The 22,793-nt window shown below is 42.9% G+C and carries 21 protein-coding genes and 3 pseudogenes; 19 read left to right on the forward strand and 5 right to left on the reverse strand.

Annotated features, from left to right (window positions below; translation table 11 throughout):
* Positions 1 to 172 precede the first annotated feature (172 nt).
* The 5 genes from tnpA to DW965_RS20170 all read left to right on the forward strand — a co-directional run bounded on the left by tnpA (position 173) and on the right by DW965_RS20170 (position 3,016).
* Positions 173 to 607, forward strand: coding sequence for an IS200/IS605 family transposase (tnpA, locus tag DW965_RS16345; protein ID WP_117762303.1), 435 nt, complete (start codon positions 173 to 175; stop codon positions 605 to 607).
* A 19-nt stretch (positions 608 to 626) separates the two neighbouring features.
* A complete protein-coding gene (locus DW965_RS16350; protein ID WP_119198615.1) occupies positions 627 to 1,955 on the forward strand; it encodes an IS200/IS605 family element transposase accessory protein TnpB in 1,329 nt (442 codons plus the stop codon).
* 17 nt (positions 1,956 to 1,972) lie between these two features.
* Positions 1,973 to 2,209 (forward strand): hypothetical protein, encoded by a 237-nt coding sequence (locus DW965_RS16355; RefSeq protein ID WP_117762113.1) that lies wholly within the window; start codon positions 1,973 to 1,975, stop codon positions 2,207 to 2,209.
* 187 nt (positions 2,210 to 2,396) lie between these two features.
* A complete protein-coding gene (locus DW965_RS16360) occupies positions 2,397 to 2,534 on the forward strand; it encodes a helix-turn-helix domain-containing protein (RefSeq protein WP_117762114.1) in 138 nt (45 codons plus the stop codon).
* A 239-nt stretch (positions 2,535 to 2,773) separates the two neighbouring features.
* Positions 2,774 to 3,016: a hypothetical protein gene (locus tag DW965_RS20170; protein ID WP_044919546.1), complete on the forward strand. Its 243-nt coding sequence runs from the start codon at positions 2,774 to 2,776 to the stop codon at positions 3,014 to 3,016.
* A gap of 116 nt (positions 3,017 to 3,132) precedes the next feature.
* On the opposite strand, the gene ant(6) is transcribed toward DW965_RS20170, so the two are convergent.
* The 4 genes from ant(6) to DW965_RS16390 all read right to left on the reverse strand — a co-directional run bounded on the left by ant(6) (position 3,133) and on the right by DW965_RS16390 (position 6,264).
* Positions 3,133 to 3,999 carry an aminoglycoside 6-adenylyltransferase gene (gene ant(6) / locus DW965_RS16375; RefSeq protein WP_006426509.1) on the reverse strand — a complete coding sequence of 289 codons (867 nt, stop codon included), beginning with the start codon at positions 3,997 to 3,999 and terminating at the stop codon, positions 3,133 to 3,135.
* Positions 4,000 to 4,172: 173 nt separating this feature from the next.
* Positions 4,173 to 4,688, reverse strand: coding sequence for a hypothetical protein (locus DW965_RS16380; RefSeq protein WP_015541387.1), 516 nt, complete (start codon positions 4,686 to 4,688; stop codon positions 4,173 to 4,175).
* Positions 4,689 to 4,724: 36 nt separating this feature from the next.
* Positions 4,725 to 5,525 (reverse strand): helix-turn-helix domain-containing protein, encoded by an 801-nt coding sequence (locus DW965_RS16385; protein ID WP_117762115.1) that lies wholly within the window; start codon positions 5,523 to 5,525, stop codon positions 4,725 to 4,727.
* Between the two features lie 43 nt (positions 5,526 to 5,568).
* Entirely contained in the window at positions 5,569 to 6,264 is a 696-nt protein-coding gene (locus tag DW965_RS16390; RefSeq protein ID WP_006426512.1) for a 5'-methylthioadenosine/adenosylhomocysteine nucleosidase, read from the reverse strand.
* Positions 6,265 to 6,589: 325 nt separating this feature from the next.
* On the opposite strand from DW965_RS16390, the gene DW965_RS16395 reads away from it, so the two are divergent.
* The 9 genes and pseudogenes from DW965_RS16395 (at position 6,590) to DW965_RS16435 (ending at position 15,116) form a co-directional block, all read left to right on the forward strand.
* Positions 6,590 to 7,003: a cysteine-rich VLP domain-containing protein gene (locus DW965_RS16395; protein ID WP_117762116.1), complete on the forward strand. Its 414-nt coding sequence runs from the start codon at positions 6,590 to 6,592 to the stop codon at positions 7,001 to 7,003.
* 111 nt (positions 7,004 to 7,114) lie between these two features.
* The gene (locus tag DW965_RS16400; protein ID WP_117762117.1) at positions 7,115 to 7,510 is read left to right on the forward strand and encodes a replication initiator protein A; all 396 of its coding nucleotides are present in this window, start codon (positions 7,115 to 7,117) and stop codon (positions 7,508 to 7,510) included.
* Positions 7,511 to 7,693: 183 nt separating this feature from the next.
* A pseudogene (gene mobV, locus DW965_RS16405) lies at positions 7,694 to 8,637 on the forward strand (MobV family relaxase).
* A 72-nt stretch (positions 8,638 to 8,709) separates the two neighbouring features.
* Positions 8,710 to 8,904: a hypothetical protein gene (locus DW965_RS16410; protein WP_015536347.1), complete on the forward strand. Its 195-nt coding sequence runs from the start codon at positions 8,710 to 8,712 to the stop codon at positions 8,902 to 8,904.
* Positions 8,905 to 9,050: 146 nt separating this feature from the next.
* Positions 9,051 to 10,627, forward strand: a pseudogene (locus DW965_RS16415) (DUF4368 domain-containing protein).
* Positions 10,628 to 10,718: 91 nt separating this feature from the next.
* Positions 10,719 to 11,606, forward strand: coding sequence for a hypothetical protein (locus DW965_RS16420; protein WP_199681678.1), 888 nt, complete (start codon positions 10,719 to 10,721; stop codon positions 11,604 to 11,606).
* A gap of 245 nt (positions 11,607 to 11,851) precedes the next feature.
* Positions 11,852 to 12,025, forward strand: a complete 174-nt coding sequence (locus DW965_RS16425) for a hypothetical protein (protein ID WP_330418113.1) — start codon at positions 11,852 to 11,854, stop codon at positions 12,023 to 12,025.
* A 175-nt stretch (positions 12,026 to 12,200) separates the two neighbouring features.
* A pseudogene (locus DW965_RS16430) lies at positions 12,201 to 13,352 on the forward strand (FprA family A-type flavoprotein); the annotation flags it as partial.
* An 867-nt stretch (positions 13,353 to 14,219) separates the two neighbouring features.
* Positions 14,220 to 15,116, forward strand: a complete 897-nt coding sequence (locus tag DW965_RS16435) for a helix-turn-helix domain-containing protein (protein ID WP_117762136.1) — start codon at positions 14,220 to 14,222, stop codon at positions 15,114 to 15,116.
* A 72-nt stretch (positions 15,117 to 15,188) separates the two neighbouring features.
* Here DW965_RS16435 and DW965_RS16440 read toward each other — a convergent pair whose 3' ends face one another.
* Positions 15,189 to 16,052, reverse strand: a complete 864-nt coding sequence (locus tag DW965_RS16440) for an AraC family transcriptional regulator (protein ID WP_117762137.1) — start codon at positions 16,050 to 16,052, stop codon at positions 15,189 to 15,191.
* Positions 16,053 to 16,254: 202 nt separating this feature from the next.
* On the opposite strand from DW965_RS16440, the gene DW965_RS16445 reads away from it, so the two are divergent.
* The 5 genes from DW965_RS16445 to DW965_RS16470 form a co-directional block, all read left to right on the forward strand.
* Complete coding sequence (locus DW965_RS16445; protein WP_117762138.1) at positions 16,255 to 19,293, forward strand: glycoside hydrolase family 2 TIM barrel-domain containing protein; 3,039 nt, start codon at positions 16,255 to 16,257, stop codon at positions 19,291 to 19,293.
* A gap of 167 nt (positions 19,294 to 19,460) precedes the next feature.
* Positions 19,461 to 20,858 carry an MFS transporter gene (locus DW965_RS16450; RefSeq protein ID WP_055227850.1) on the forward strand — a complete coding sequence of 466 codons (1,398 nt, stop codon included), beginning with the start codon at positions 19,461 to 19,463 and terminating at the stop codon, positions 20,856 to 20,858.
* 351 nt (positions 20,859 to 21,209) lie between these two features.
* Positions 21,210 to 22,010, forward strand: a complete 801-nt coding sequence (locus tag DW965_RS16455) for a helix-turn-helix domain-containing protein (protein WP_055227849.1) — start codon at positions 21,210 to 21,212, stop codon at positions 22,008 to 22,010.
* A 171-nt stretch (positions 22,011 to 22,181) separates the two neighbouring features.
* A complete protein-coding gene (locus tag DW965_RS22690) occupies positions 22,182 to 22,268 on the forward strand; it encodes a helix-turn-helix domain-containing protein (protein ID WP_117762139.1) in 87 nt (28 codons plus the stop codon).
* A gap of 244 nt (positions 22,269 to 22,512) precedes the next feature.
* Positions 22,513 to 22,793: metallophosphoesterase (locus DW965_RS16470; RefSeq protein WP_147398808.1), on the forward strand; the 281-nt coding region annotated here is incomplete at its 3' end.

The following is a 22,793-nucleotide window of genomic DNA, read 5'->3' on the forward strand; positions in this document are numbered from 1 at the left end:
CATTGCATCCTACATTCTAACAGTTTAAGTAATGAGATGGATAAATCCTTACTGGAAGTAAGGGGATTACCCATAAATATATTGTAGTAGTGATGAGTTAGACGCGCAAGATTTTTGATAAAAATGAGAACAAATGTTTGATATATTCCTATGTATATGGTATAATGTTTTTATGGGAAAAGATATGTTTACAATTAATAAAAATGATCTTTCATATGGTAGAGGATATGTGTACTCTCTGCAGTATCATCTGGTCTGGTGTACCAAGTATAGAAAAAAGGTTTTAAAAGATGGAATTGATGTGGAATGCAAAGAAATGCTGGAAAGTCTTGCACAGGAATATAAATTTCAAATCCTGGCTATGGAGGTTATGCCGGATCATATTCATCTGCTTGTAGATTGTCGACCACAGTTTTATATTTCAGACATGATCAAAATCATGAAGGGGAATCTTGCGCGCCAGATGTTCCTTTTGTATCCAGAGCTAAAGAAAGAGTTGTGGGGAGGGCATTTGTGGAATCCGTCTTATTGTGCTGTAACGGTCAGTGACCGGAGCCGTGAACAGGTATTTGCTTACATAGAAGGGCAGAAGGAAAAATCCCGTTAAAACCCGGAGGAAAAAGCGAATGAAAATCATATCCAGTTATGGTGTAGAATTACGAAAACAGAATATTCCAATCCGCCAGACACTGGAGATTTACCGTTCTGCTGTCCGCTATCTGGTCGAAGTGTATGAATCTGTATGGGAAGAACTGGTCAAAATTGAGGAAAGTAAGAAACGTTTCAATGCAGCGGAACATCTGGTGCATACAACGAAACGGAATCCGGCCCGGTTTGATTTTGATTTCTGCTTTCCCAAGATGCCATCCTATTTCAGACGGGCGGCAGTCCAGCATGCGCTTGGGAGTGTATCTTCTTATCGGACGCGTCTGGAACAGTGGAAAGCAGAGGGACAGAAAACAGGAAAGCCGTATCTGAAAAGTGAGCAGTATGCCATGCCTGTTTTTTACCACGATGTCATGTACCGTGAAAACACAGAAGAGAAAGATGCGGCCTTTTTAAAACTGTACGATGGCCATGACTGGAAATGGTTTGCTGTGCGGCTGAAACATACGGATATGGAATATTTAAGAAAACACTGGTCGGGCAAAAAAGCTTCGGCACCAATGTTGGAGAAAAAGCACGACAAATATTTTCTGCGTTTTACGTATGCGGAAGAGGTAGCTTTAAACCGGACACCCGTCAAAGAACAAACGATCTGCAGTGTGGATCTCGGCATCAATACGGATGCAGTCTGTACCATCATGCGTCCAGACGGAACTATCCTGGGGAGAAAGTTTATTAACTTTCCCAGTGACAAAGACCGGATGTACCGTGTGCTGGGACGGATCCGAAGATTTCAGAGAGAGCATGGATCCCGCCAGGTGCAGGGAAGATGGGCATATGCAAAACGTCTGAATACAGAACTTGGTAAAAAGATTGCCAGGGAAATCGTTTTCTATGCATCAGAAAATAGGGCAGATGTGATTGTTTTCGAATATCTGGAGATGAAAGGAAAACTTTCCGGGAAGAAAAAGCAGAAACTGCAGATGTGGAGAAAACGGGATATCCAGAAACGATGCGGACAGCAGGCACATAGAAAAGGAATACGGATTTCCCGAATCTGTGCATGGAATACGAGCAGGCTTGCGTTTGACGGATCTGGAAAAATTGACCGTGATATACAGGATCACCGTCTGTGTACCTTTCAGAATGGAAAGAGATATAATTGTGATTTATCTGCATCGTACAATATTGGAGCAAGATATTTTATCCGTGAAAATTTAAAACCCTTACCGGCAACGGAAAGGTCTTTGCTGGAGGCAAAAGTTCCTGCAGTAAAGCGTAGAACCTCATGTGTTTATGCGGATTTGAGAGACTTAATTTCAGAAATGGAACTGCAAAAAGTAGCATAAACACAGGCAGATATACCGTGGACTACCTGTTATGTGGAGACCTGCCGTATCCGGCATGGAAGAAGCGCGTATCCGCGCAAGATCTAAGAAACAGGCGTATCCGCCGATATTTTGTCTGCCGCCTAAAGCGGTTTGAAGCACGTGACTTTAGTCATGTGAGGTTCACTTTCTGGAAACTGCTGGTGATCTTTCTGGAGAGAACCATCATTGCCATTCCGCTGATCGTATTGTTTGCAAATATGATCGGGCTGTAAATACAGGAAAATACAAGATCCCTGATTTGGCACTTTTGTGCTGAATCGGGGATTTTTTGGCGTAAAAACGCAGGTAAAGGATTCGTAGATTGACAAAACAGCCTATTTTCGCCTATTCTGAGACTGTAAAAACGCTCCGCTGGGCAACATGAGGCGGTGCGGGAACAGCAGGAGGAAGGGACACGACGTGGAAGCGAAAGAGTTCGGGCGGTTTATTGCCGGAATGCGAAAAGAGAAAAAGATGACGCAGGCAGAGCTTGCGGAAAAGATTCATGTGACGGATAAAGCCGTCAGCCGGTGGGAGCGGGGGGTTTCACTTAGATAAAGATACCACACCATTCCCACGCTGACTTTTGCTCAACCGATACAGCCGGAGGGCTGGATAACAAGAAAAGGCGGTATGCGCCCCGTGGAGGGGTAGCGTACCGCCTTTCCTTGTGGGGGTTTCCAAAGGGGGCAACGCCCCCATTTGGCACACGACTTTGCGAAGCAAAGTGTAGTGTGTTATACGCTCTGTCGGCGTTGCCGTGAAAATGCCGTTGCCGCCGGGGAGGGCAAGGGCATTTGAAGCGGCAGGAAAACAGGGCTGTGCTTGTGTGGCGTGGAGCCGTAAGCGCAGGTCTGGTTTCAACAGCAGACAGGGCGTATATGAAAGCCCCCGTTCATCGTCCTACGCTCCGACTTGTGGACAAAGTGTCCCGAAGTTGTGGCTACACTCCCGGAAAAGTAACAGGACAGCGGGTAACCGTCAAGGCTGAAATGAACGGGTTTACACCCGGCCTTGACCGCCGCCCGCCGTCCCACTGAATGGGTGGACAAGGCGGTCAATCCCTCAAAGTGCTTGTCCGCGCTCTTTCTGATTTTGAGGTATTCAGTTTTTCAAAATTGAATAATCAAAATAAATTTTTTCGATTGAAAAAATTTTATTTGTTATCATCTTCAATGCCATATTTTTTCTTTTGCCGAATCACATAATTACTGATTTTTTCATCATATAGTGGATACTGGTAATCCAACTGGCATGCCACTTCTGACGAAACCTCCCGGAACAATGCCATACATTGTTCAAAGGATTCCCACATATGGGGATAGGAATCCATATTATAAGTGGACATAAGTCGTTCCCACAATTCCTCTGGGGCATATTGCTTCATAAATTTATAGTTTTTTCCCAAACTGAAATGAAATCCCTGTTTGATACCAATCAGCCAGGAAATCATGCGAAGCAATTCTTTTCGTACTATATCATTCATATGGTCAATAGCAAAAAGAATTTCTTTGCGGCATAAGCCCTTTACTACATATGTTGTAGTATTCCAAAATTCATTACAGCAATCGTCAAACATTCTTTGAGTAGGCTTCTGCAAGTGGTAGTCTATATCCGTTGGTATTGGCGGCTTTACGATACGGTTGTCTTTATCCAACAGTAACTTTACCAGTTTATCCCATGTAAAATACTCGTCTATCAGTTCCAGCGGCAGCAAAGTTAAATCTATCTTAACATCATCAGTAAACAGCATTAAATATGAAAATCCCTTTTCTACAGCTGGAAATAATTCCATATCTTCCGGCTTTTGCAGAATCAACCTTTCACCAAATATATCTAGCCATTTATCATCACTTGTGAAGCTGTCCATATCCGTAACAAAAAAAGTAATATCAAAATCCTGAAAATCATCAGGCGGAATATTTGTATTTGTTCTAGATCCTTCCAAAGTAACCATGCGAATGCGTTTGTCTGTTTTTGCAAAATTCAAAACAATATCATAAACTTCCTTTTCTGATCTCATTTTTATCTCCTCCAATTATTGAAATAGGTGTGAAACCATTTTAGGGCTTTCCCGCCTTGATTACCCTTTAGCAAAGACGGGCGGGACTGTCAACGGCGGCGCATGAAATGCGCCGTTCATCTTGACCGTTGACTGGCTCGGCTGGCTTTGCTATTTTCTCGATGAAAAACAATTTATTCGTACTTATTTCCATCATTGTCATAGTAAACCACATGAATGGAATACTCTTTTTCTGGGTTTTTAATTGAGATAATATCCATATCATCTGTGCTGTATCTCAATGTATCTTGCACTTGTCCATTTATTGTATAAGTGATTTCGGCATACTCTGTTTTAGCACCATTAAACCAAATTAAATCATACCATTCTCCGTTTATTGCAACGCCACCAACAATAATCTCATCACTATTTCGGTTTGTTGATGTACTAAATTTGTAATCTCCATTTCCTGTTGGTTCAAAGATGGCAAGTGTAGATTTATTATCTGCACTATATGCTCCACTCACGATATAACCGCCAAGTTCCAGTTCTTTTGCAATAGTCCATTCATTCCCCTTTGAAATTGCGGTGTTCAGTATGCTTTCTCTGCTGGTAATGGTATCTCCTTTGGGAGTTAAACTAAAGAAATATAAAAAAGCGGCAGCAACGCAAATAACAGTCGCTGAAATTATCAGTAACCATTTTTTCATAACCAATACCTCCATATAATCTGATTTATTATTCTCTTACTTCCGTCCTCGCTGTGGCTTTGGATTTTTCAGCAAGTCCGACTTCTGTGCAATCTTTTTCAGCCACTTCTTTTCTTCCTCGGACAGCTTCTTATAATTCAGTTTGAGCCGCTTGCAGATAAACATCATAGCCGCCTGCTCCGGGTCGCTGTCCGGGCTGGTGGTTTCCTCTGCGGTCTGCAAGAAATCTTCCAGTGGGTTGTCCTCCGGGACACTGAAAAAATCGTCCTTATGGGCTTCCCGCAGGTCGAGGGCTATCTTGTTTATATCCTGCTGTATCACATAGCGGCAAAAGCTGTCGTCGTCAATATGGGCGGCGATAAGCTGCCTTAACTGCGGGTCAGTCAAGCCGGGATTGTGCTGTTTCATAATCGTTGCACTCACAGCGTCCACAATGGCGTTTGCGCTCTGCACCTGCTTTCCCGCTACGCCGTTCACATAGATTTCAAGGTCGGCCATGAGCCGGGGAAAATCCGGGTGGGTCGCCAGTTCACACAAAAGAGAATTGTCCACCAGCCCGCTTTTCAATAGTTCAATCATATCATCACTCAAATGCAGGTCTGCAAGATCGGCGTTTGGGTGATTTCTTGTTTGAGAACGGCCCAGCAGATAGTCGGCGGTCACGCCGTAAAACTTTGCCAGCTTGATAAGGGCATAGTGGCTGATGTCCTTGAAGTTGTCCCCCTCATAACTGCCTAAAGCAGACTTGGAGAGGTGGGTCTGCTCCGCAAGCTGTTCCAGCGTCAAGCCGCGCTCCACACGCAGGTCTTTTAGTCGTTCTTGAATAGTTAGGGCCATACTCTCCCTCCCTCTGTCCTCTGTTCTAAAATATCATCCAATCTTACCACGACTTTTTGATTTCTCTTAATAAAGCAACCGTAATATCTTTGGCAATACTTGATGCTTTTGCACAGTTTTTGTCAAAATTATCAACTCCGCTGTGTTTTTCAGTATCGGTCACACACCGAATGGCGATAAACGGTATGTCATTTGCATAGCAGACATGAGCGATACTGGCAGTTTCCATGTCAACCGTCAAGGGAGCAAATTCATCGTTTATTTTTTGCCGGCTCTCATCGGTTATAAACGATTCTCCCGTTACCATACGGCCCCAAACTACCTTTCCAGAAGTTGAAAGCTTGTCAACAGCAGACTTTGACATATCTATCAGCTTTGGGTCTGCCACAAAAAACACAGAATTCATCCACGGATGAAATTCCGTTAAAATGTCTGGCGCTACATCGTGGTAACAAACTTCTGTGGAGATAACTGTATCGAATATTTCAAGTTCTGGCTCCATACCGCCCGCTGTCCCTGAATTGATAATTATATCCACGCAAAATACATCTATCAAAAGCTGAGCGGCTATGGCGGCATTTACTTTGCACACGCCGGAAAACAGGGCGACAACTTCTACACTATCAATCTGTCCAGCATGGAATTTCAGCATAGCTTTTTCCGTTATCTTACAGTTGCTTATCAAGGGCAAAAATGGGGCGAGTTCTTCGTCACCCGCACATAAAATTCCGATTTTCATAGATTATTGTCCTCCTATGCTTGAAAGCCAATTTTTATGTTTATTATACCACAATTCCGAAAGCGTGGAAATAGCCTGTTTTTTAGGCCAATTTCCTACCTTTCGGATATACGGGACGGGCGGTCATTTAGGTGTAGACTTAGGGTAGTTCATCGATGGACAGCACCTTGAAAACAGAATGACCGTCCGAAAAGGGATACCCCGGCTGGGGAAGCACCGCAAGGAGCCGGACTTCGGGACAAAATGTCCCGAAGTATGGGGAGCGTGCCAAAGCTGGAAATCCTTTCGGGGAAAACGGCAACGGAAAACAAGATGGAGGGAACGCATGATAGATAACCCCTATAAAGACTTGCCGCCACTGGAACGCAGGCCGGACGGTTCCCTTTACCGCATGACACCGGCGCAGAGAAAACAGGCGGCCAGCCTGATACGCCGGGAGTGTTGTTGCTGTGAGGACGGCAACTGCATTGTCCTTGATGATGGGGACACCTGCACCTGCCCGCAGACGATTTCTTTCTCGGTCTGCTGTAAGTGGTTCCGCTGGGCGGTCTTGCCGCTGGACGGAACGCTGGAAGCGGAGATTTTCCGAGATAAGGACTTGAAATGCTGTGCGGTCTGCGGCGGCGTGTTCGTCCCCAAATCCAACCGGGCAAAATACTGCCCCGGCTGTGCCGTCAGAGTTCACAGGCGGCAGAAAACAGAAAGTGAACGGAAAAGGAGGTCTGCTGTGGACAGTTAGGAGCGAAAAAAGCCTTGATTTATCAGGCTCCGCAAGCCCCAAACCGGGGCAGGTGGTATAAAGTATCGTCCGCCCCGGAAAACGGGCTTTTAACCGTCCACAAAACGCACTATGACAAATACCATCTATATCCATCAGCCGGAAAAGGCGTTCAGCTTCACCCGGCTCCCCAATTTCCTCTTTGAAGCCCCTACATTCAAGCCCCTGTCCAACGAGGCAAAGGTTCTGTACGCCTTTATCCTGCGCCGGACAGAGTTATCCCGCAAGAATGGGTGGGCGGATGACTGCGGACGGATTTTCCTGTATTACCCCATCTGTGAAGTGGTTGACCTGCTCCACTGTGGGCGGCAGAAAGCGGTGAACACCCTGCGGGAACTGCAATACGCCGGACTGGTGGAAATCCAGAAGCAGGGCTGTGGAAAGCCCAACCGCATTTTCCCAAAATCCTATGAAGTGGTTCCAAACACCGACTTCAAGAAATCCCGTTCTGGTACGCCGGAGGACTGAAAACCGTACTTATGAAGTGCGGAAATCAATCTTGAGAAGTACGAAAACCAGACGGTATATAGAAATACAAAGATTAAAATGATTTATTTATATCCATTCCATTCCTATCGTATCAGAGATAATTCCGGCGGGATTTTCCCTGTGGAAAACCCCGGATAGGAAAGGAATGGGGAAAGGAGCAGAATGGCACAACACGCAATTTTGCGGTTTGAGAAGCATAAGGCAACCCGGCAAGGCCGCTGGAAGCCCATCACGAAAGACAGAAAGAACAATACGCCAGCAACCCCGACATTGACACAAGCCGGAGCAAATACAATTTCTATATCGTCAAGCCGGAGGGACGCTATTACCACTTCATTCAGAGCCGTATCGAGCAGGCCGGATGCCGGACAAGGAAAGACAGTACACGGTTTGTCGATACGCTGATAACCGCCAGCCCGGAGTTTTTCAAGGGGAAATCCCCAAAGGAGATACAGGCGTTCTTCCAAAGGGCGGCAGATTTCCTCATTGGCCGGGTAGGACGGGAAAATATCGTGTCGGCGGTGGTACACATGGACGAGAAAACGCCCCACCTGCATTTGACCTTTGTTCCGCTGACAAAGGACAACCGCCTGTGCGCTAAGGAGATTATCGGCAACCGGGCAAACCTGACGAAGTGGCAGGACGATTTTCACGCCTATATGGTGGAGAAATATCCCGACTTGGAGCGTGGGGAGAGTGCCAGCAAGACAGGCCGGAAGCATATCCCCACCCGGCTTTTCAAACAGGCGGTTTCCCTCTCCAAACAGGCCAGAGCCATTGAAGCCGCCCTTGACGGCATTAACCCGCTGAACGCCGGAAAGAAAAAAGAGGAAGCCCTCTCCATGCTGAAAAAGTGGTTCCCGCAGATGGAGAACTTCTCCGGGCAGTTGAAAAAGTACAAGGTCACAATCAATGACCTGCTGGAAGAAAACAAAAAGCTGGAAGCAAGGGCAAAGGCCAGTGAGCAAGGCAAGATGAAAGACCGCATGGAACGGGCAACGCTGGAAAGCGAATTACACAATCTCCGCAATTTCGTTGACCGTATCCCGCCGGAAGTGCTGGCGCAGGTGAAACGGCAGCAGCGGCACACAGTAAAGGAAAGGTGATAGATATAAGCAGAAATTTTCGCCGCCCCTGTGCGGCATTGTACCTTGAAAACTGAATATGGAGGACACTGGATGGCAAAAAGCGAAAGCGATATTTTTACGCCCCGGACAGGGCAGGTCATACAAACAGAGAACGGCACGCAGTATTTTGTATGTGGGAACAACCGTATAAAAATCTCCGAACACTTCGCCGCAGGCGGGAAGCCCCTCGGTGATCTGATTGTAGATGTGGTGCGGCATACCGCAGAAAAAGCCGCTTCAACCTGATAGCCCATCATTGATAACACGCCCACGCTTATGATATAATTGCCATAGAGCAAAAGTATTGTAAGCGTGGGTTGTTTCTTTAAGAAGGAGGATTTTTAACGGTGAAACAACCTTACAATACTACGATTTACAACACGGCGCTTTATATGAGATTAAGCCGGGACGATGAAAACTATGGTGACAGCGTAAGCATTGAAACACAGCGGACAATCCTGCAACAGTACGCAAAGGAACAGGGACTTCATGTAGTCGGTGAGTATGTGGACGATGGCTGGTCGGGGACGAACTTTGAACGCCCGGATTTTCAGCGCATGATGGACGATGTGGAAGCCGGAAAAGTAAACTGCATTGTCACGAAAGACCTTTCCCGTTTCGGGCGGGAACATGTGATGATGGACTACTATCTGGAATTTCTGTTCCCGGAAAAACGGGTGCGCTACATCGCCGTTGCGGAGAATGAGGACACAGAGAAAGGGCTTTCCGATTTTGTCCCGTTCAAAAACCTGTTTAATGAATGGTTTGCGAAAGATACGAGCCGCAAGGTAAAGGCCGCTTTCAAAGCGAAGTTTGCCACAGGACAGCGTATCGGTGCCTATGCTCCCATCGGGTACAGGAAACACCCGGAAATCAAAAACAAGCTGATAATCGACGAGGAAACCCGCTGGATAGTGGAGAAGATTTTTGACCTTGCCATTCATGGCAGAGGGGCGGCCAGTATCACAAGAATACTGATTATGGAAAAGGTTCCCACACCGGGATTTATCAATTTCCAGCGTGACGGGACTTTTGCAAACATCTATGCGGGTGCGCCAGAGGAAAAAAGCTACGCATGGACGATAGCCCAGGTCAAGAGCATTATGAAAGACGAAACCTATATCGGCCATACCATCCACTACCGGGAAACAAACATTTCCTTTAAGAACAAGCGGAGGATACGCAAGCCCCAAAGTGAATGGGTGCGGGTAGAGAACACGCAGGAGCCGATTATCAGCGAACAGGTTTTCCGGCAGGTACAGGAGCAGATAGCAAACCGCCGCAGAAAGTGCAAGGATGGTACGACGCAGATTTTTTCCGGATTGGTAAAATGTGCGGATTGCGGCTGGTCGCTGTCCTATGGGGAGAACAGGCAGAACAGCAAGCCTTACGGCCATTATCATTGTAGCAAGTACGGACAGGGCACACGCCAATGCTCCATGCATTATATCCGCTATGATGTGCTTTACGCCTATGTCCTCTCCCGTCTGCAATACTGGTCGAGGCTGGTACAGCATGATGAAGAACGGCTTTTGAAGCGGCTGTTAAATGCCAATGACAAGGGACAGGCCGCCGCAAGAAAGAAGCAAGCCGCAGAGTTGAACAAAGCGGAGAAGCGGAAAGCCGAAGTCGATACCCTGTTTGCCCGGATGTATGAGGACTGGGCGGCGGGGCGTATCACAGAATACAACTTCTCTATGCTGTCCGGGAAGTACCAGAGCGAACAGGCTGAACTGGACACAAAGATTGAACAGCTTCAATCCGCTATCGCCACTGAAAGCCAGAACGCCGCAGACGCAGAAAAATGGATTGCCTTGATGAAAGAGTGCGTCAATCCAACAGAACTGACCGCCGAACTTTTGAATACGCTGATTGAAAAAATCGTTGTCCATGAAGCGGTCAAAGGTGAGACGGAAGCCGGGAACAGGAGGTAGAAATCTTCTACCGCTTTATCGGCAAAATTGATTAAATGACACCAATATCTTTAACTATGTGATACCGGACTTGGCTTTCCCGATATCCAGACGATTGAGCCGCTGGCTCAGGCACTTGGGATTTCTGTGCTGGAACTGATGCGCTCCGAACGGCAGGAGAAGGCGAAGGAAGAGGCGGCGCCGGAAATTCAGTATACTCAGAAGGAGGTGGCCGAAATGCTGCAGAACGCAGGTGATATTTCAAGGCAGCAGAAAAAACAGGACCGGAACGCAAACGTGATCGCGGGATTTCTGGTGATCGGTGTGGCAGCGGCAGCGTGGGCGGCAAAGATCGTAAACGTGGGCGGCGGCCTGATTCTAGGCGGTCTGGTGGCAGCAGCGTTTGTATCGCTGTGGTATTTCTTCCAGAACCTCGATGATGAAGAAAGCCGGAAAGTCTATGGGGCAGCATCCATTCTGTCTATCGGCATTCTGGCATCCCTGGTAAATTTCGTCTGGGGCGATCAGCTGGCAGAATTCATTCCCGGCGGTCTGGAACGAAAAGAGCAGATCTTCTGGACCCTGTGGTATCTGTTTGTTCTGGTAATGATGATGATCGGAACCATTCGATGTATCCGCCGGCAGAGACAGAAAAAAGAAAAGAAATACAAAACCGTTCTTTTCACGGCAATTATGGCGACGATCATGTTTGTAACACTGTGGCAGTATCAGAACACCATGCAGAACCGGTACAAAAACACAGGAATCTGGAGCGGCGCACAGCAGTACGCCGAGGTGCTGCTGAAAAGAAACAAAAACCTCGAAAACGACTGGCTGATCGGCGATGAGTCCTGGCGCGAAGGAAACAAAAATACTTTCGAAATTCGCCTTACCTATTACGCTGATGCCGATGACGCAAAAGAGGGACGTGAAAGCGAATATCAGTACAAGATTCATTTTGATGATGTTGACGGCTACGTCATCAAATCAGAAGGCGTACCAGAGAAAGAGATTGTTTTCCCGGAAAATAAATAAGAAGTGAGAAACGGGATTCCATTCTTGCGCCTCCCACAGAAAAAGACTATACTCATAGTATCAGCATGTACTCTTAAAATCTTTCTGCACTTGCTTTTGTGACTGACGGAAAAGCATCTCACAAAATCAAGCACAGAAAGATTCTGAAAGCACATGTAGCATAAGAAGGAGGCCGTAAAACATGGGACAGTTTTTAAACAGCAGGGAACCATACGATAAATACAGAACTGTTATGAACGGAACTTATGGTAGATCATACACCGGAAGAAGCGATTGCGCAGATTAAAGAGAAAGAATATGCTTTGCGGTTCAAGGGAAAGATGGCGGAAAGGGAACGATATACCGGGCGCATACTGGCGTTTGGAATCAGTTATGATAAAGAAACAAAAGAACATGCCTGTAAAATAGAAGTATTGTGATGATTTGCAAGCTGTGGAAAAGGGATATCGTGTGTGTAAACGGAGGAGAGCAAGTAAAAATAGTAATCTTTACTATTTTACTTGCTTTTTTCTCCATCATAGGATAATATAAAAATATACGGTTCGGAGCAGGTTCCGGGCAGGAAAAAACAAGATGGAAAGGATATGGATTTTTATGAAGATTACAGAGGATATTATCTACGCGGGAGTCAACGATCATCAGGTAGACCTTTTTGAAGGTCAGTACAGAGTGCCGAACGGCATGGCATACAATTCTTACGTAATTCTCGATGAAAAAACGGCAGTTATGGATACCGTAGATGCAAACTTTGCGGATGAATGGCTGGCAAATGTTGCGAAAGCACTGGATGGCAGAAAACCGGATTACCTGATCGTACAGCATATGGAGCCGGATCACTCTGCGAATATTGAAAACTTCGTAAAAGCATATCCGGAAGCAACCGTTGTTGCAAACACAAAAACCTTTGCCATGATGAAAAACTTTTTCCAAAAGATGGATCTCGCCGGAAGGAAACTGGAAGTAAAGGACGGTGAGTCCCTTACGCTCGGAAAACACGTTCTGACCTTCGTGTTCGCTCCGATGGTACACTGGCCGGAGGTTATGGTTACATACGACAGCACGGACAAGGTTCTGTTCGCAGCAGACGGTTTTGGAAAATTCGGTGCACTCGACCGCGAGGAACCATGGGATGACGAAGCACGCCGTTATTTTATCGGTATTGTCGGAAAATACGGTTTGCAGGTACAGAAGCTCCTGAAAGTAGCAGGTACGCTGGATATCCGGAAAATCTGTTCCCTGCACGGTCCGGTTTTGACGGAAAATCTTGGCCACTACATTGAAAAATACGATATCTGGTCTTCTTATCGTCCGGAAGAAGAGGGCGTTGTGGTTGCCTATACTTCTGTTTACGGCAATACAAAAAAAGCTGCCGAATTGCTTGCGGCTAAGCTGAAAGAAAAAGGCTGTCCGAATGTTGTTATTTACGATCTGGCAAGAGACGATATGTCCGCCGCCGTAGCGGATGCTTTCCGTTACAGTAGCTGGTTCTCGCAACGCTGACCTACAATGCAGGCATTTACCCGTTCATGCAGGATTCATCAACCGTCTGACAGAGCGCAGCTTCCAGAACCGCACCATCGGTCTGATCGAAAACGGAAGCTGGGCACCGACCGCAGCAAAAGTGATGAAGGGCATGTTTGAGAAGAGCAAAAATATCACCTGGACAGAGAATAATGTAAAAGTAATGTCCGCTGTGAAGGAAGAGAACGTAAAAGAGATCGAGCACTGGCCGAAGAACTCTGCAAATAAAAAATTAGGAAGAGAAGAAAGAATATGGGAAAAATGCTCCGCTGGACTTTGCGAAAGGCAAAGACAGCGGAGTCTTTCGTTCTACTCTTTTGGAAAGAAGATTCTGTGGAGTTCCGGAGGGAGCAGGATCGCCCTGCGGTGGGTCAAAAAAAGCCGGGGGTTGAATTTTGCGAAAGCCTGCGGCCGCCTCTTTGTAAGTGAGACTGCATCAGGTTTCTGATCTTTCGATCTTGATGTCATAATATTCTGAAAATAATAAAATGTAAAATAAATTAAAAGAAAGTATTGACAAAATGGAGAAGATGAGTTAATATAAGATCAACAAAAGAAAAGAGAACAAAAATAAAAACGAAAAAGAAACATCAAGACGAAATCTAAGAAAGTAAGAGGTACAGTCCAATGGCATAGTTAATCTGAACATCAAAAAAATCTCTGAAGAGTTTACATATAGAACCTAAAGGAGATGATTCCAATGAAAGGCAGAGGCCCATAGGGAAAAAATAAAAACAAAAAAATCCAGGAGGTACGGTCCAAAAGGAACATAACGAAATACCCCGAAATCAATGAAAGCAGTAGGTGTATAAAATGAAATTACTGGAAATTCATTAAAAGCCCGGTCGAGAGAAAAAACAATCGATCGGGCTTAAACTATGTCTGCTGAAAAATCTGTTTGACTGCCCTGCGGTCTGCGCGAGCCGTGAAAGCAGAAAAGACGCTGCAGCCCCGAAAGAAACGAGAGCATACAGCGTCCTTTTTATTTTATGAAATTGGATGAGATTCTGCCTATATAATACGATTCTACCATTAAGGGGTGTACTTTTTGGGACAAAATAGATACTATAATTCTGAAAGGGGGAAGTATTTATGGACCTTGTGAAAATCGGAAGCTATATTGCAGAAAAAAGAAAAAAACTTGGTATGACTCAAAAACAGCTTGCTGAGAAACTGGGTAAGAGTGATAAGTCAGTTTCCAAATGGGAACGTGGGATTTGTTTACCAGATGTGTCTGTGTATTTAGAATTATGTGAAATATTAGGCATCAGTCTAAATGAATTTTTGGCAGGTGAAGATATTGAGGTAACTAATGTAGAAAAAAAATCGGAAGATACACTGATACAGATATCAAAAGATAGTAGTCATAAACAGCGTTATTTAAAGAAGATTATTGCTGTACTTCTTATTGCTGTGGGAGTATTTGCTATTACTCTTGGAATCATGGTATGTAATAAATTGCGGCAACCACAAAATTATATAGAAGCAGTAGATCCGGATAGTGTAGAAATGAAAACGGCTGAATTGTTGTCCGGAATTGATGGAACCATGATGTTTCGATACAATTCAAAAGATACATTTCAAGCATTATACGTTTACTTGTCAGAATATCATTCTGGAAAACGAGTTTCTCATAAACGAGTTTTGGAACTTTCCTATGAGGACGTGAAATCTGCAAAAAATGGATTGATCGTCATCACTCCGGATTTTGATAATTTTACTGCAAAGCTTATTGTAGCAGATGAATATTCAAAATATATGACAGAAACGCCAATCTTGAAAGGTGTTGCAAACAGAGAATATTATGGAAGATCTGCGACCTCTATAGAGAACAAAAGCACGATAGAGTACGGAACAGAGCAAGGATTGGCAGCACTGATCTATGGCGAACAAGGAGTGAGTTCGTTGCCGATACAGGACATTACAGGAGAATACATAGATACAGATAATGAGTATATGTATTATTATTCGGCTGAGTTTGTAAAATAAGAATAGCAAAAGTGAGAAGAGGATATCACAAATCATTGTTTTGATAATTCGGTGGTATCCTCTTTGTGGATTTCAGAATTTGTTTCTCAGCTTTCGGTATTCTCTCGGCGAATATCCTTTCAACTTGTGAAAAAGCCGACTGAAATAAAGCTGGTTATCATATCCGATAATCTTAGAAATCTCATTGATGGAATAAGTTGTTGTTTCAAGTAACATCTGAGCATTGTTGATGCGGATTCCCACAATAAATTGCATTGGTGTAGAACCGGTATATTTTTTGAAATTTCGGATAAACCAGCTGACACTCATGCCTCGTGAGGCAGCATAATCATCAATATTGATATTTTGATTGTAGTTTTCACTGAAAAAGGTAACAGCATTATCCATCTCATGATCAAGATATTCATTTTTTAATATGTGCTCTCTTGTCAGTTCCCGGTGGAAACTGATCAGAAGATGACGTAGCAAAAGGACAAGCATTTCCTCATAATTGTCTTGACAGCGTTGGAGCTCGATAATGATACGTTTGAAAATTTGTTCATATTCATTAGATGTACCCACTTGAAAGACACGTTCTTTATCCGGAAACCCATATTGACGTAAGATATTTTTCACATTGCTTCCTGTGAAGTGAATCCAGTATACTTCTGCCTTATCTTCTCCGTAATATTCATATTTCTGAAGTTCTTTCGGTCTGTACAGTACAATGTTGCCGGCTGGAACAATCGTTTCGTTATTTACATTATCAAAATGAAAATGCCCACAACCAGCAGTGATATATATAATCTGATAATCCAGACGACCCCTTGGACGGTAGGTAGGAAGTTTGGGATGTCTGGAAAGACGGTAAGTACCACAGCTACCTACAATCAGCGGACGACTTTTGTCTTTGAAATCCATATGTGAGTGGTTCAAATAACCGGTGTTCAAGTACATAGGACAGCACCTCTTTTCGCACTTTTTATCATTGTATCATTTAGTGCATATTTTGTCTAATCCAATTTATAGACATATTTTGCGGATTAGGATAAGCTATATATATAGCATAACTAAGGAACGTAAACAAAAAAGTAAAGTATAAGGTTTGCTTTAGGGAAACAAAGAACAAAAAAGTATATGTATTGGAGGAGAGTTATTTATGATCGTACCACGTTATTATGAAAATCTAAGCGTACTGCACGAAAACACAATGCCAGCCAGAGCCTATTATATTCCGGCATCCAAAAGAATGGATAACTTGGTGGAACACAGAGAAGAATCAGATCGTATGCAGTTATTGAATGGAACTTGGAAATTCCAGTATTTTAACAGCATCTATGACATTCAGGATTCTTTCTTTGAGAAGAATTATGATACAGAAAATTTTGATGAGATTCAGGTTCCAAGTGTATGGCAGATGGCAGGATATGATACACACCAGTATACAAACATCCGGTATCCGTTTCCGTTTGATCCACCATATGTGCCACAGGATATTCCGTGTGGAGCTTATGTACATAATTTTGAGTACAGCAGAGATGAGAAAGCATCAAAAGCTTTTTTGAACTTTGAAGGAGTAGACAGCTGCTTTTATGTATGGATCAATGGCTCTTACATAGGATACAGCCAGGTTTCACATATGACCAGTGAGTTTGATGTTACCGATGTACTTCAGGATGGAACGAATACGGTGGCAGTGTTGGTAATGAAATGGTGTGATGGTTCCTATTTGGAAGATCAGGACAAATTCCGTATGAGTGGTATTTTCCGGGATGTGTACATTTTGAAACGCCCAAAACAGGCAATCAGTGATTATCATATTAAAACAAGAATTGAGGATATGCTTGCGAAAGTAGAAATTGAAATGAAATTCTACTTTCCCTTAAATGTAAAAATTTCGATTGAAGATAGAAACGGAGCAGTTGTAGCACTAGGAAGTATTGCTGAAGAAGGAACAGCTGTATTAGAAATTGCAAGTCCGGAACTTTGGAATACAGAAAATCCATATCTATATAAACTGATTCTTGAAACAGAGAATGAAGTAATTGTAGATCACATTGCATTAAGAAAGATAGAGATTAAAGACCAGGTCATTTACCTAAATGGACAGAAGATTAAATTCCGTGGTGTCAATCGACATGATTCCGATCCGGTTACTGGATTTACAATCAGTCTGGAACAGCTCACAACCGATCTTACGTTAATGAAGCAGCATAATTTTAATGCGATCCGTTCCAGCCACTATCCGAACGCACCATTTTTCTATGAAATGTGTGACAAGTATGGATTCATGGTGATAGATGAAGCAGATATTGAAGCTCATGGTCCATTTATGATCTACAGAAAAGAAGACACCGATTACAATCGGTTCAAACGATGGAATGAGATGATTGCAGATGATCCGGCATGGGAAGAAGCAATCGTTGATCGCGTAAAACTCATGGTGGAGCGTGACAAAAACCGTTTCTGTATTGTTATGTGGTCAATGGGAAATGAGAGTGCTTATGGCTGCAACTTTGAAAAAGCACTGGAATGGACAAAGAATTTTGATCCAGACCGCATCACACAATATGAGAGTGCAAGATACCGTAATTATGATGAAACATATGATTACAGCAATCTGGATGTGTACAGCCGGATGTACCCGGCGCTTTCCGAAATTCAGGAATATCTGGATAAAGATGGAAGCAAACCCTTCCTTTTGGTAGAGTACTGTCACAGCATGGGAAACGGACCTGGAGATTTTGAAGATTACTTCCAGATGATTCAGGATAATGATAAAATGTGCGGCGGCTTTGTCTGGGAATGGTGTGACCATGCGATTGCTCATGGAACTGCTGAGAATGGAAAGACTATATATGCTTATGGGGGCGACCATGGCGAAGAAATTCATGATGGCAACTTCTGTATGGATGGATTAGTATATCCGGACAGAACGGTACATACAGGACTTTTGGAATACAAGAATGTTTATCGCCCGGCAAGAGTTATTTCCTATAACAAAGAAAGCGGAGAACTGGTGCTTCATAACTACATGGATTTTGATGACTTGAAAGATTATGTGAAGATTAGTTATGAGCTGACACAGGATGGTCTTGTGATCAGCAAAGGCATACTTCCGGAGTTTTCTGTGGCACCACACGGGGAAGGAAAAACAAACCTGAAGATCAATGTTCCAGAGAATGGGAAATGTTATTTAAAACTTATTTACCATCTGAAAAAAGAATTGCCACTGTTGGATGAAGACCATATTCTTGGATTTGATGAAATTGAGGTAAGTAAAGAGGATACAAAATGTAAACTTGCAGAGAAATGGATACCAAAAACAGTAGTGGACTCTGAATTACAGGTAAATGAAAATGATACACAGATTCATATCAAGGGGCGTGAATTTGCTTATACCATAGACAAACGTACTGCACTCTTTACAGAGATGAAATTCGCAGGGCGGGAATACTTGAACCATCCGATGGAATTAAATATTTGGAGAGCTCCAACAGATAACGATATGTACATCAAGTCTGAATGGAAGAAAGCCCACTATGATAAGGCTTACACAAGAGCCTATACGACAGAGGTTGTGCAGGGAAAACATGGTGTGAAGATTACAAGCCATGCTTCCGTTGTGGCAGAGACAGTACAGAAGATTCTTGATGTGACGATTACATGGAAAATAGAAGCTGCTGGAAAGATTGATGCAGATATTGCAGTAACAAAAGACGATGAATTCCCGGATCTTCCGAGATTTGGTGTGAGGATGTTCCTGGATAAAAAACTTTCAGCTGTAAGATACTTTGGAATGGGACCACAGGAAAGTTATTGTGATAAACATCAGGCTGCGAGCCACGGTTTGTACCGGGCAGATGTAGGGGATTTACATGAGGACTATATCCGTCCACAGGAAAATGGAAGCCATTATGATTGTGAATATGTAGAGCTTAACAACAGCCGATATGGAATTGTGGCATCCGCAGAAAAGGCATTTTCATTCAATGCTTCTTATTATACACAGGAAGAACTTGAGAAGAAAACGCATAATTATGAATTAATAGAATCAGATAGTGTAGTATTCTGTGTTGACTACGCATTAAATGGCATTGGTTCTAATAGTTGTGGTCCAGTTGTATTAGATCAGTACCGATTTGATGATGTATTATTCCGGTTCCAGTTTACGCTGATACCGTATGTAAAGGGATAATAAAGTTTCATGTAACCCGTAAACAAAGAAGGATAGTCTGATTGCAATGTAAAGTCCGGATATACAGAGCAATCAGACAAAAACAGAGAAAAAATTAGAATTAGACATCATACGGTTAGACATATTGAGATTCTAAGTGTGATGAAGATGAGGAGCAAAGAAATTCGATGGAAGAAAAAAAGTATTTGAAATGGTATAACAAAATTGGATACGGATCAGGTGATGTTGCAGGTAATGTAGTCTATGCGTTCCTGACATCTTTTATGATGGTCTATCTGACGGACTCGGTAGGACTTGCTGCAGGTGTCGTGGGTACCCTGATTGCCGTATCAAAACTATTTGATGGTTTTACGGATATATTTTTTGGATCAATGATTGACAAAACACACAGTAAAATGGGAAAAGCGAAACCCTGGATGCTATACGGATACATTGGTTGTGCCATTACGCTGGTCTGCTGCTTTGCAGTACCAGTCAGCTTTGGAACAACGGCTAAATATGCATGGTTCTTTATTTCTTATACACTGTTAAATGGTGTGTTTTATACAGCAAACAATATTGCTTATTCAGCACTTACGTCACTGATTACAAAGAACAGCAAAGAGCGTGTACAGATGGGATCTTACCGTTTTATTTTTGCATTTTCAACAAGTCTTCTGATTCAGGCGATTACAGTTGGATTTGTAGATAAATGTGGTGGAGATGCTGCGGCATGGAGAACGGTTGCTATTATCTATGCAATCATTGGTCTGGTCGTAAATACGATTTCAGCACTTTCTGTTAAGGAACTTCCGGAGGAAGAACTTAATGAAGGAGAAGTAAAGAATGATAATGAAAAGTACGGAATGGTACAGGCATTCAAGCTTCTTGTTAAAAACAAATATTACATGATGATTTGTGGAACATATATTTTACAGCAGTTATATGGTGCCATGATTGGAGCTGGCATTTATTACATGACATGGGTACTGAAAAATAAGAATTTGTTTGGACAATTTGCATGGGCAGTAAATATTCCACTGATCATTGCCCTGATTTTCACACCGACATTAGTTGGTAAGTGGAAAGGTATGTATAAACTGAACTTAAGAGGTTACGTCTTAGCAGTCATCGGTAGAGCACTTGTTGTTGTTGCCGGATATATGGGCAGTGTTCCGCTGATGATGGCATTTACAGCTCTTGCAGCCTTAGGTCAGGGACCATGGCAGGGAGATATGAATGCAGTTATCGCATCTTGCTCTGAATACACTTATCTTACGCAGGGAAAGAGAATTGACGGAACGATGTACTCTTGTACTTCTCTTGGTGTAAAAATCGGTGGAGGTATTGGAACCGCTGTTGTTGGATGGATGCTTGAGTTCAGTGGATATGTCGGAACAAATGCAACTCAGCCACAGTCTGCACTTGATATGATGCAGTTCATGTATCTTTGGCTTCCGTTAATCTTTGATGTATTGATTATGTTTGCACTTTCAAGAATGAATGTAGAAGATGCAAATAAAAAACTGAAAGCAGAAAAAGGAATTGCTGCAGATGAAGTAACGGATGCATTAGACATAAATTAGAATTGACAGGAGAAAGCGTTGTCTGGTCGTTGCTCGATGAGACAGTGCTTTTTTCTATATATAAAGTGATAGAACTGTATTTTGAAAATAAAAAAGGACCACTTCATTTTTGTGAAATGGCCTTAAGAAAATATTCAGTTTTCACAAAATAGTCCTTTTAGTATTTATACATGGTAAGGATGCTCAAAATATTCAGTGTAGAATACTAAAAGGTCATTCAGATATTTTTTTAGGTTGCTCATTTGCAATTCCTCCTTTCCTTATTTACAAGTTGATTATAAGATAGGTGTAAAAGGATTGCTTGCCAAATCGAAAGAAGATATAGACAAATGTTGCAAAGGGGAGTATTTCATGCAGTTAAAATATGTTGACACAAAAGAGGAGATTATAGCAATAAATAGGAAGTCAAAACATATTGAACCACATCTTCATAATGCACTGGAGATCGTTTGTGTAACAAGTGGAGCATTAGAACTTGGTGTCGGACAGGAACTATACCATATGGAAAAAGGAGATATAGGCTTTGTATTTCCAGATGTTATTCATCACTATCAGGTACTGACACCCGGTGTAAATAAAGCGACTTATCTGATCGCATCGCCATTTACGATAGCTAAATTTGCAGATATCATGCAATCCATGGCTCCTGAATACCCAATCATCAAAGCGGAAAAGGTTGAACCGGAGGTATATAGGGCTATAAATGCAATTTTAGAGACAGAACAGTCGGATATTACTGTTGCACAGGCATATCTTCAAATTGTGTTGGCACGCTGCATAGGAAAATTAAATTTGGTAGAAAAGAGCAGTGTGGGGAGCAATGATCTTATTTACCAGACAGTTTCCTATATATCAGCAAATTTTAAGAAGAAGTTTTCTCTGGAAGAGATGGCAAAAGACCTGGGCGTGAGCAAATATGTTTTATCCAGACTCTTTTCCAAAACATTCCATAGAAACTTTAATCAATATCTTAACGATGCAAGGCTGAACTATGCATGCCATCGTTTGGAAAATACGAGTGATTCTATTACAAATATTTGTCTGGATAGTGGATTTGAAAGTCAGAGAACGTTTAACCGAGTATTTAAAGAAAGATATAAAATATCACCAAGTGATTATCGAAGTACTTGTGTGAAAGAGATGTTGTCATAAAAGGTTCTGTTGATCGAAATATTTACTTTGATTTTACAGTGCTATGTATTTGATTTCATGTGTGGATGATATAATATAAAAATATTTGTAGAAAAAAATATTGATGAAGTCTACCAATCAGTGTTTTTTGTTGTATAATGTTTTTGTCGTACAGGGTCACTTTCCTTTGTAATGTTTTGGGTCAAATTCTACCCCGATGATGTGCAGAAAGTTTTGTTTGCCAGAACGTTCGGCTGTGTCATCGCTTCGGCATCTTGATCAGCTGTACCTCAGGTAAATGGAGAAGAGAAGCTTAACTTGAGCATGGTAAGCGATGAGATTCCTGCAGGCGCAAAGCTTTACTAAGAAGCGATGAGATCAAAAGCAAAACGATGTCCTGTCTGTGGTGGTGCTATGAAACAGCAGTTCATTGGATTAAGACATTGCAAATGCGGTATCAGTTGGAAGATATCCGGACAAAGGGTGATATATCCAGTAGAATAGTATAAGAAGGTATGATGGTATGAAGATATTAGTAATTCCTGATGTTCATCTTAAACCGCAGATGTTTAAACAGGCTACAGCTCTTATGCATCAGGGAATTGCTGATCGAGCGGTATGTCTGATGGACATCCCTGATGATTGGGACAAGCAATATAATGTCGGACTTTATGAAGAAACTTATGATGAGGCTATTCGGTTTGCAAAAGCATTTCCGGAAACAGCCTGGTGCTACGGGAATCACGATTTGAGTTATCTGTGGCATTGTCTGGAGAGCGGTTATAGCTCCATGGCTTCAATGAC

The sequence above is a fragment of the Blautia sp. AM47-4 genome (assembly GCF_003479865.1).
In the GTDB taxonomy this organism is placed as follows: Bacteria; Bacillota; Clostridia; order Lachnospirales; family Lachnospiraceae; genus Fusicatenibacter; species Fusicatenibacter saccharivorans.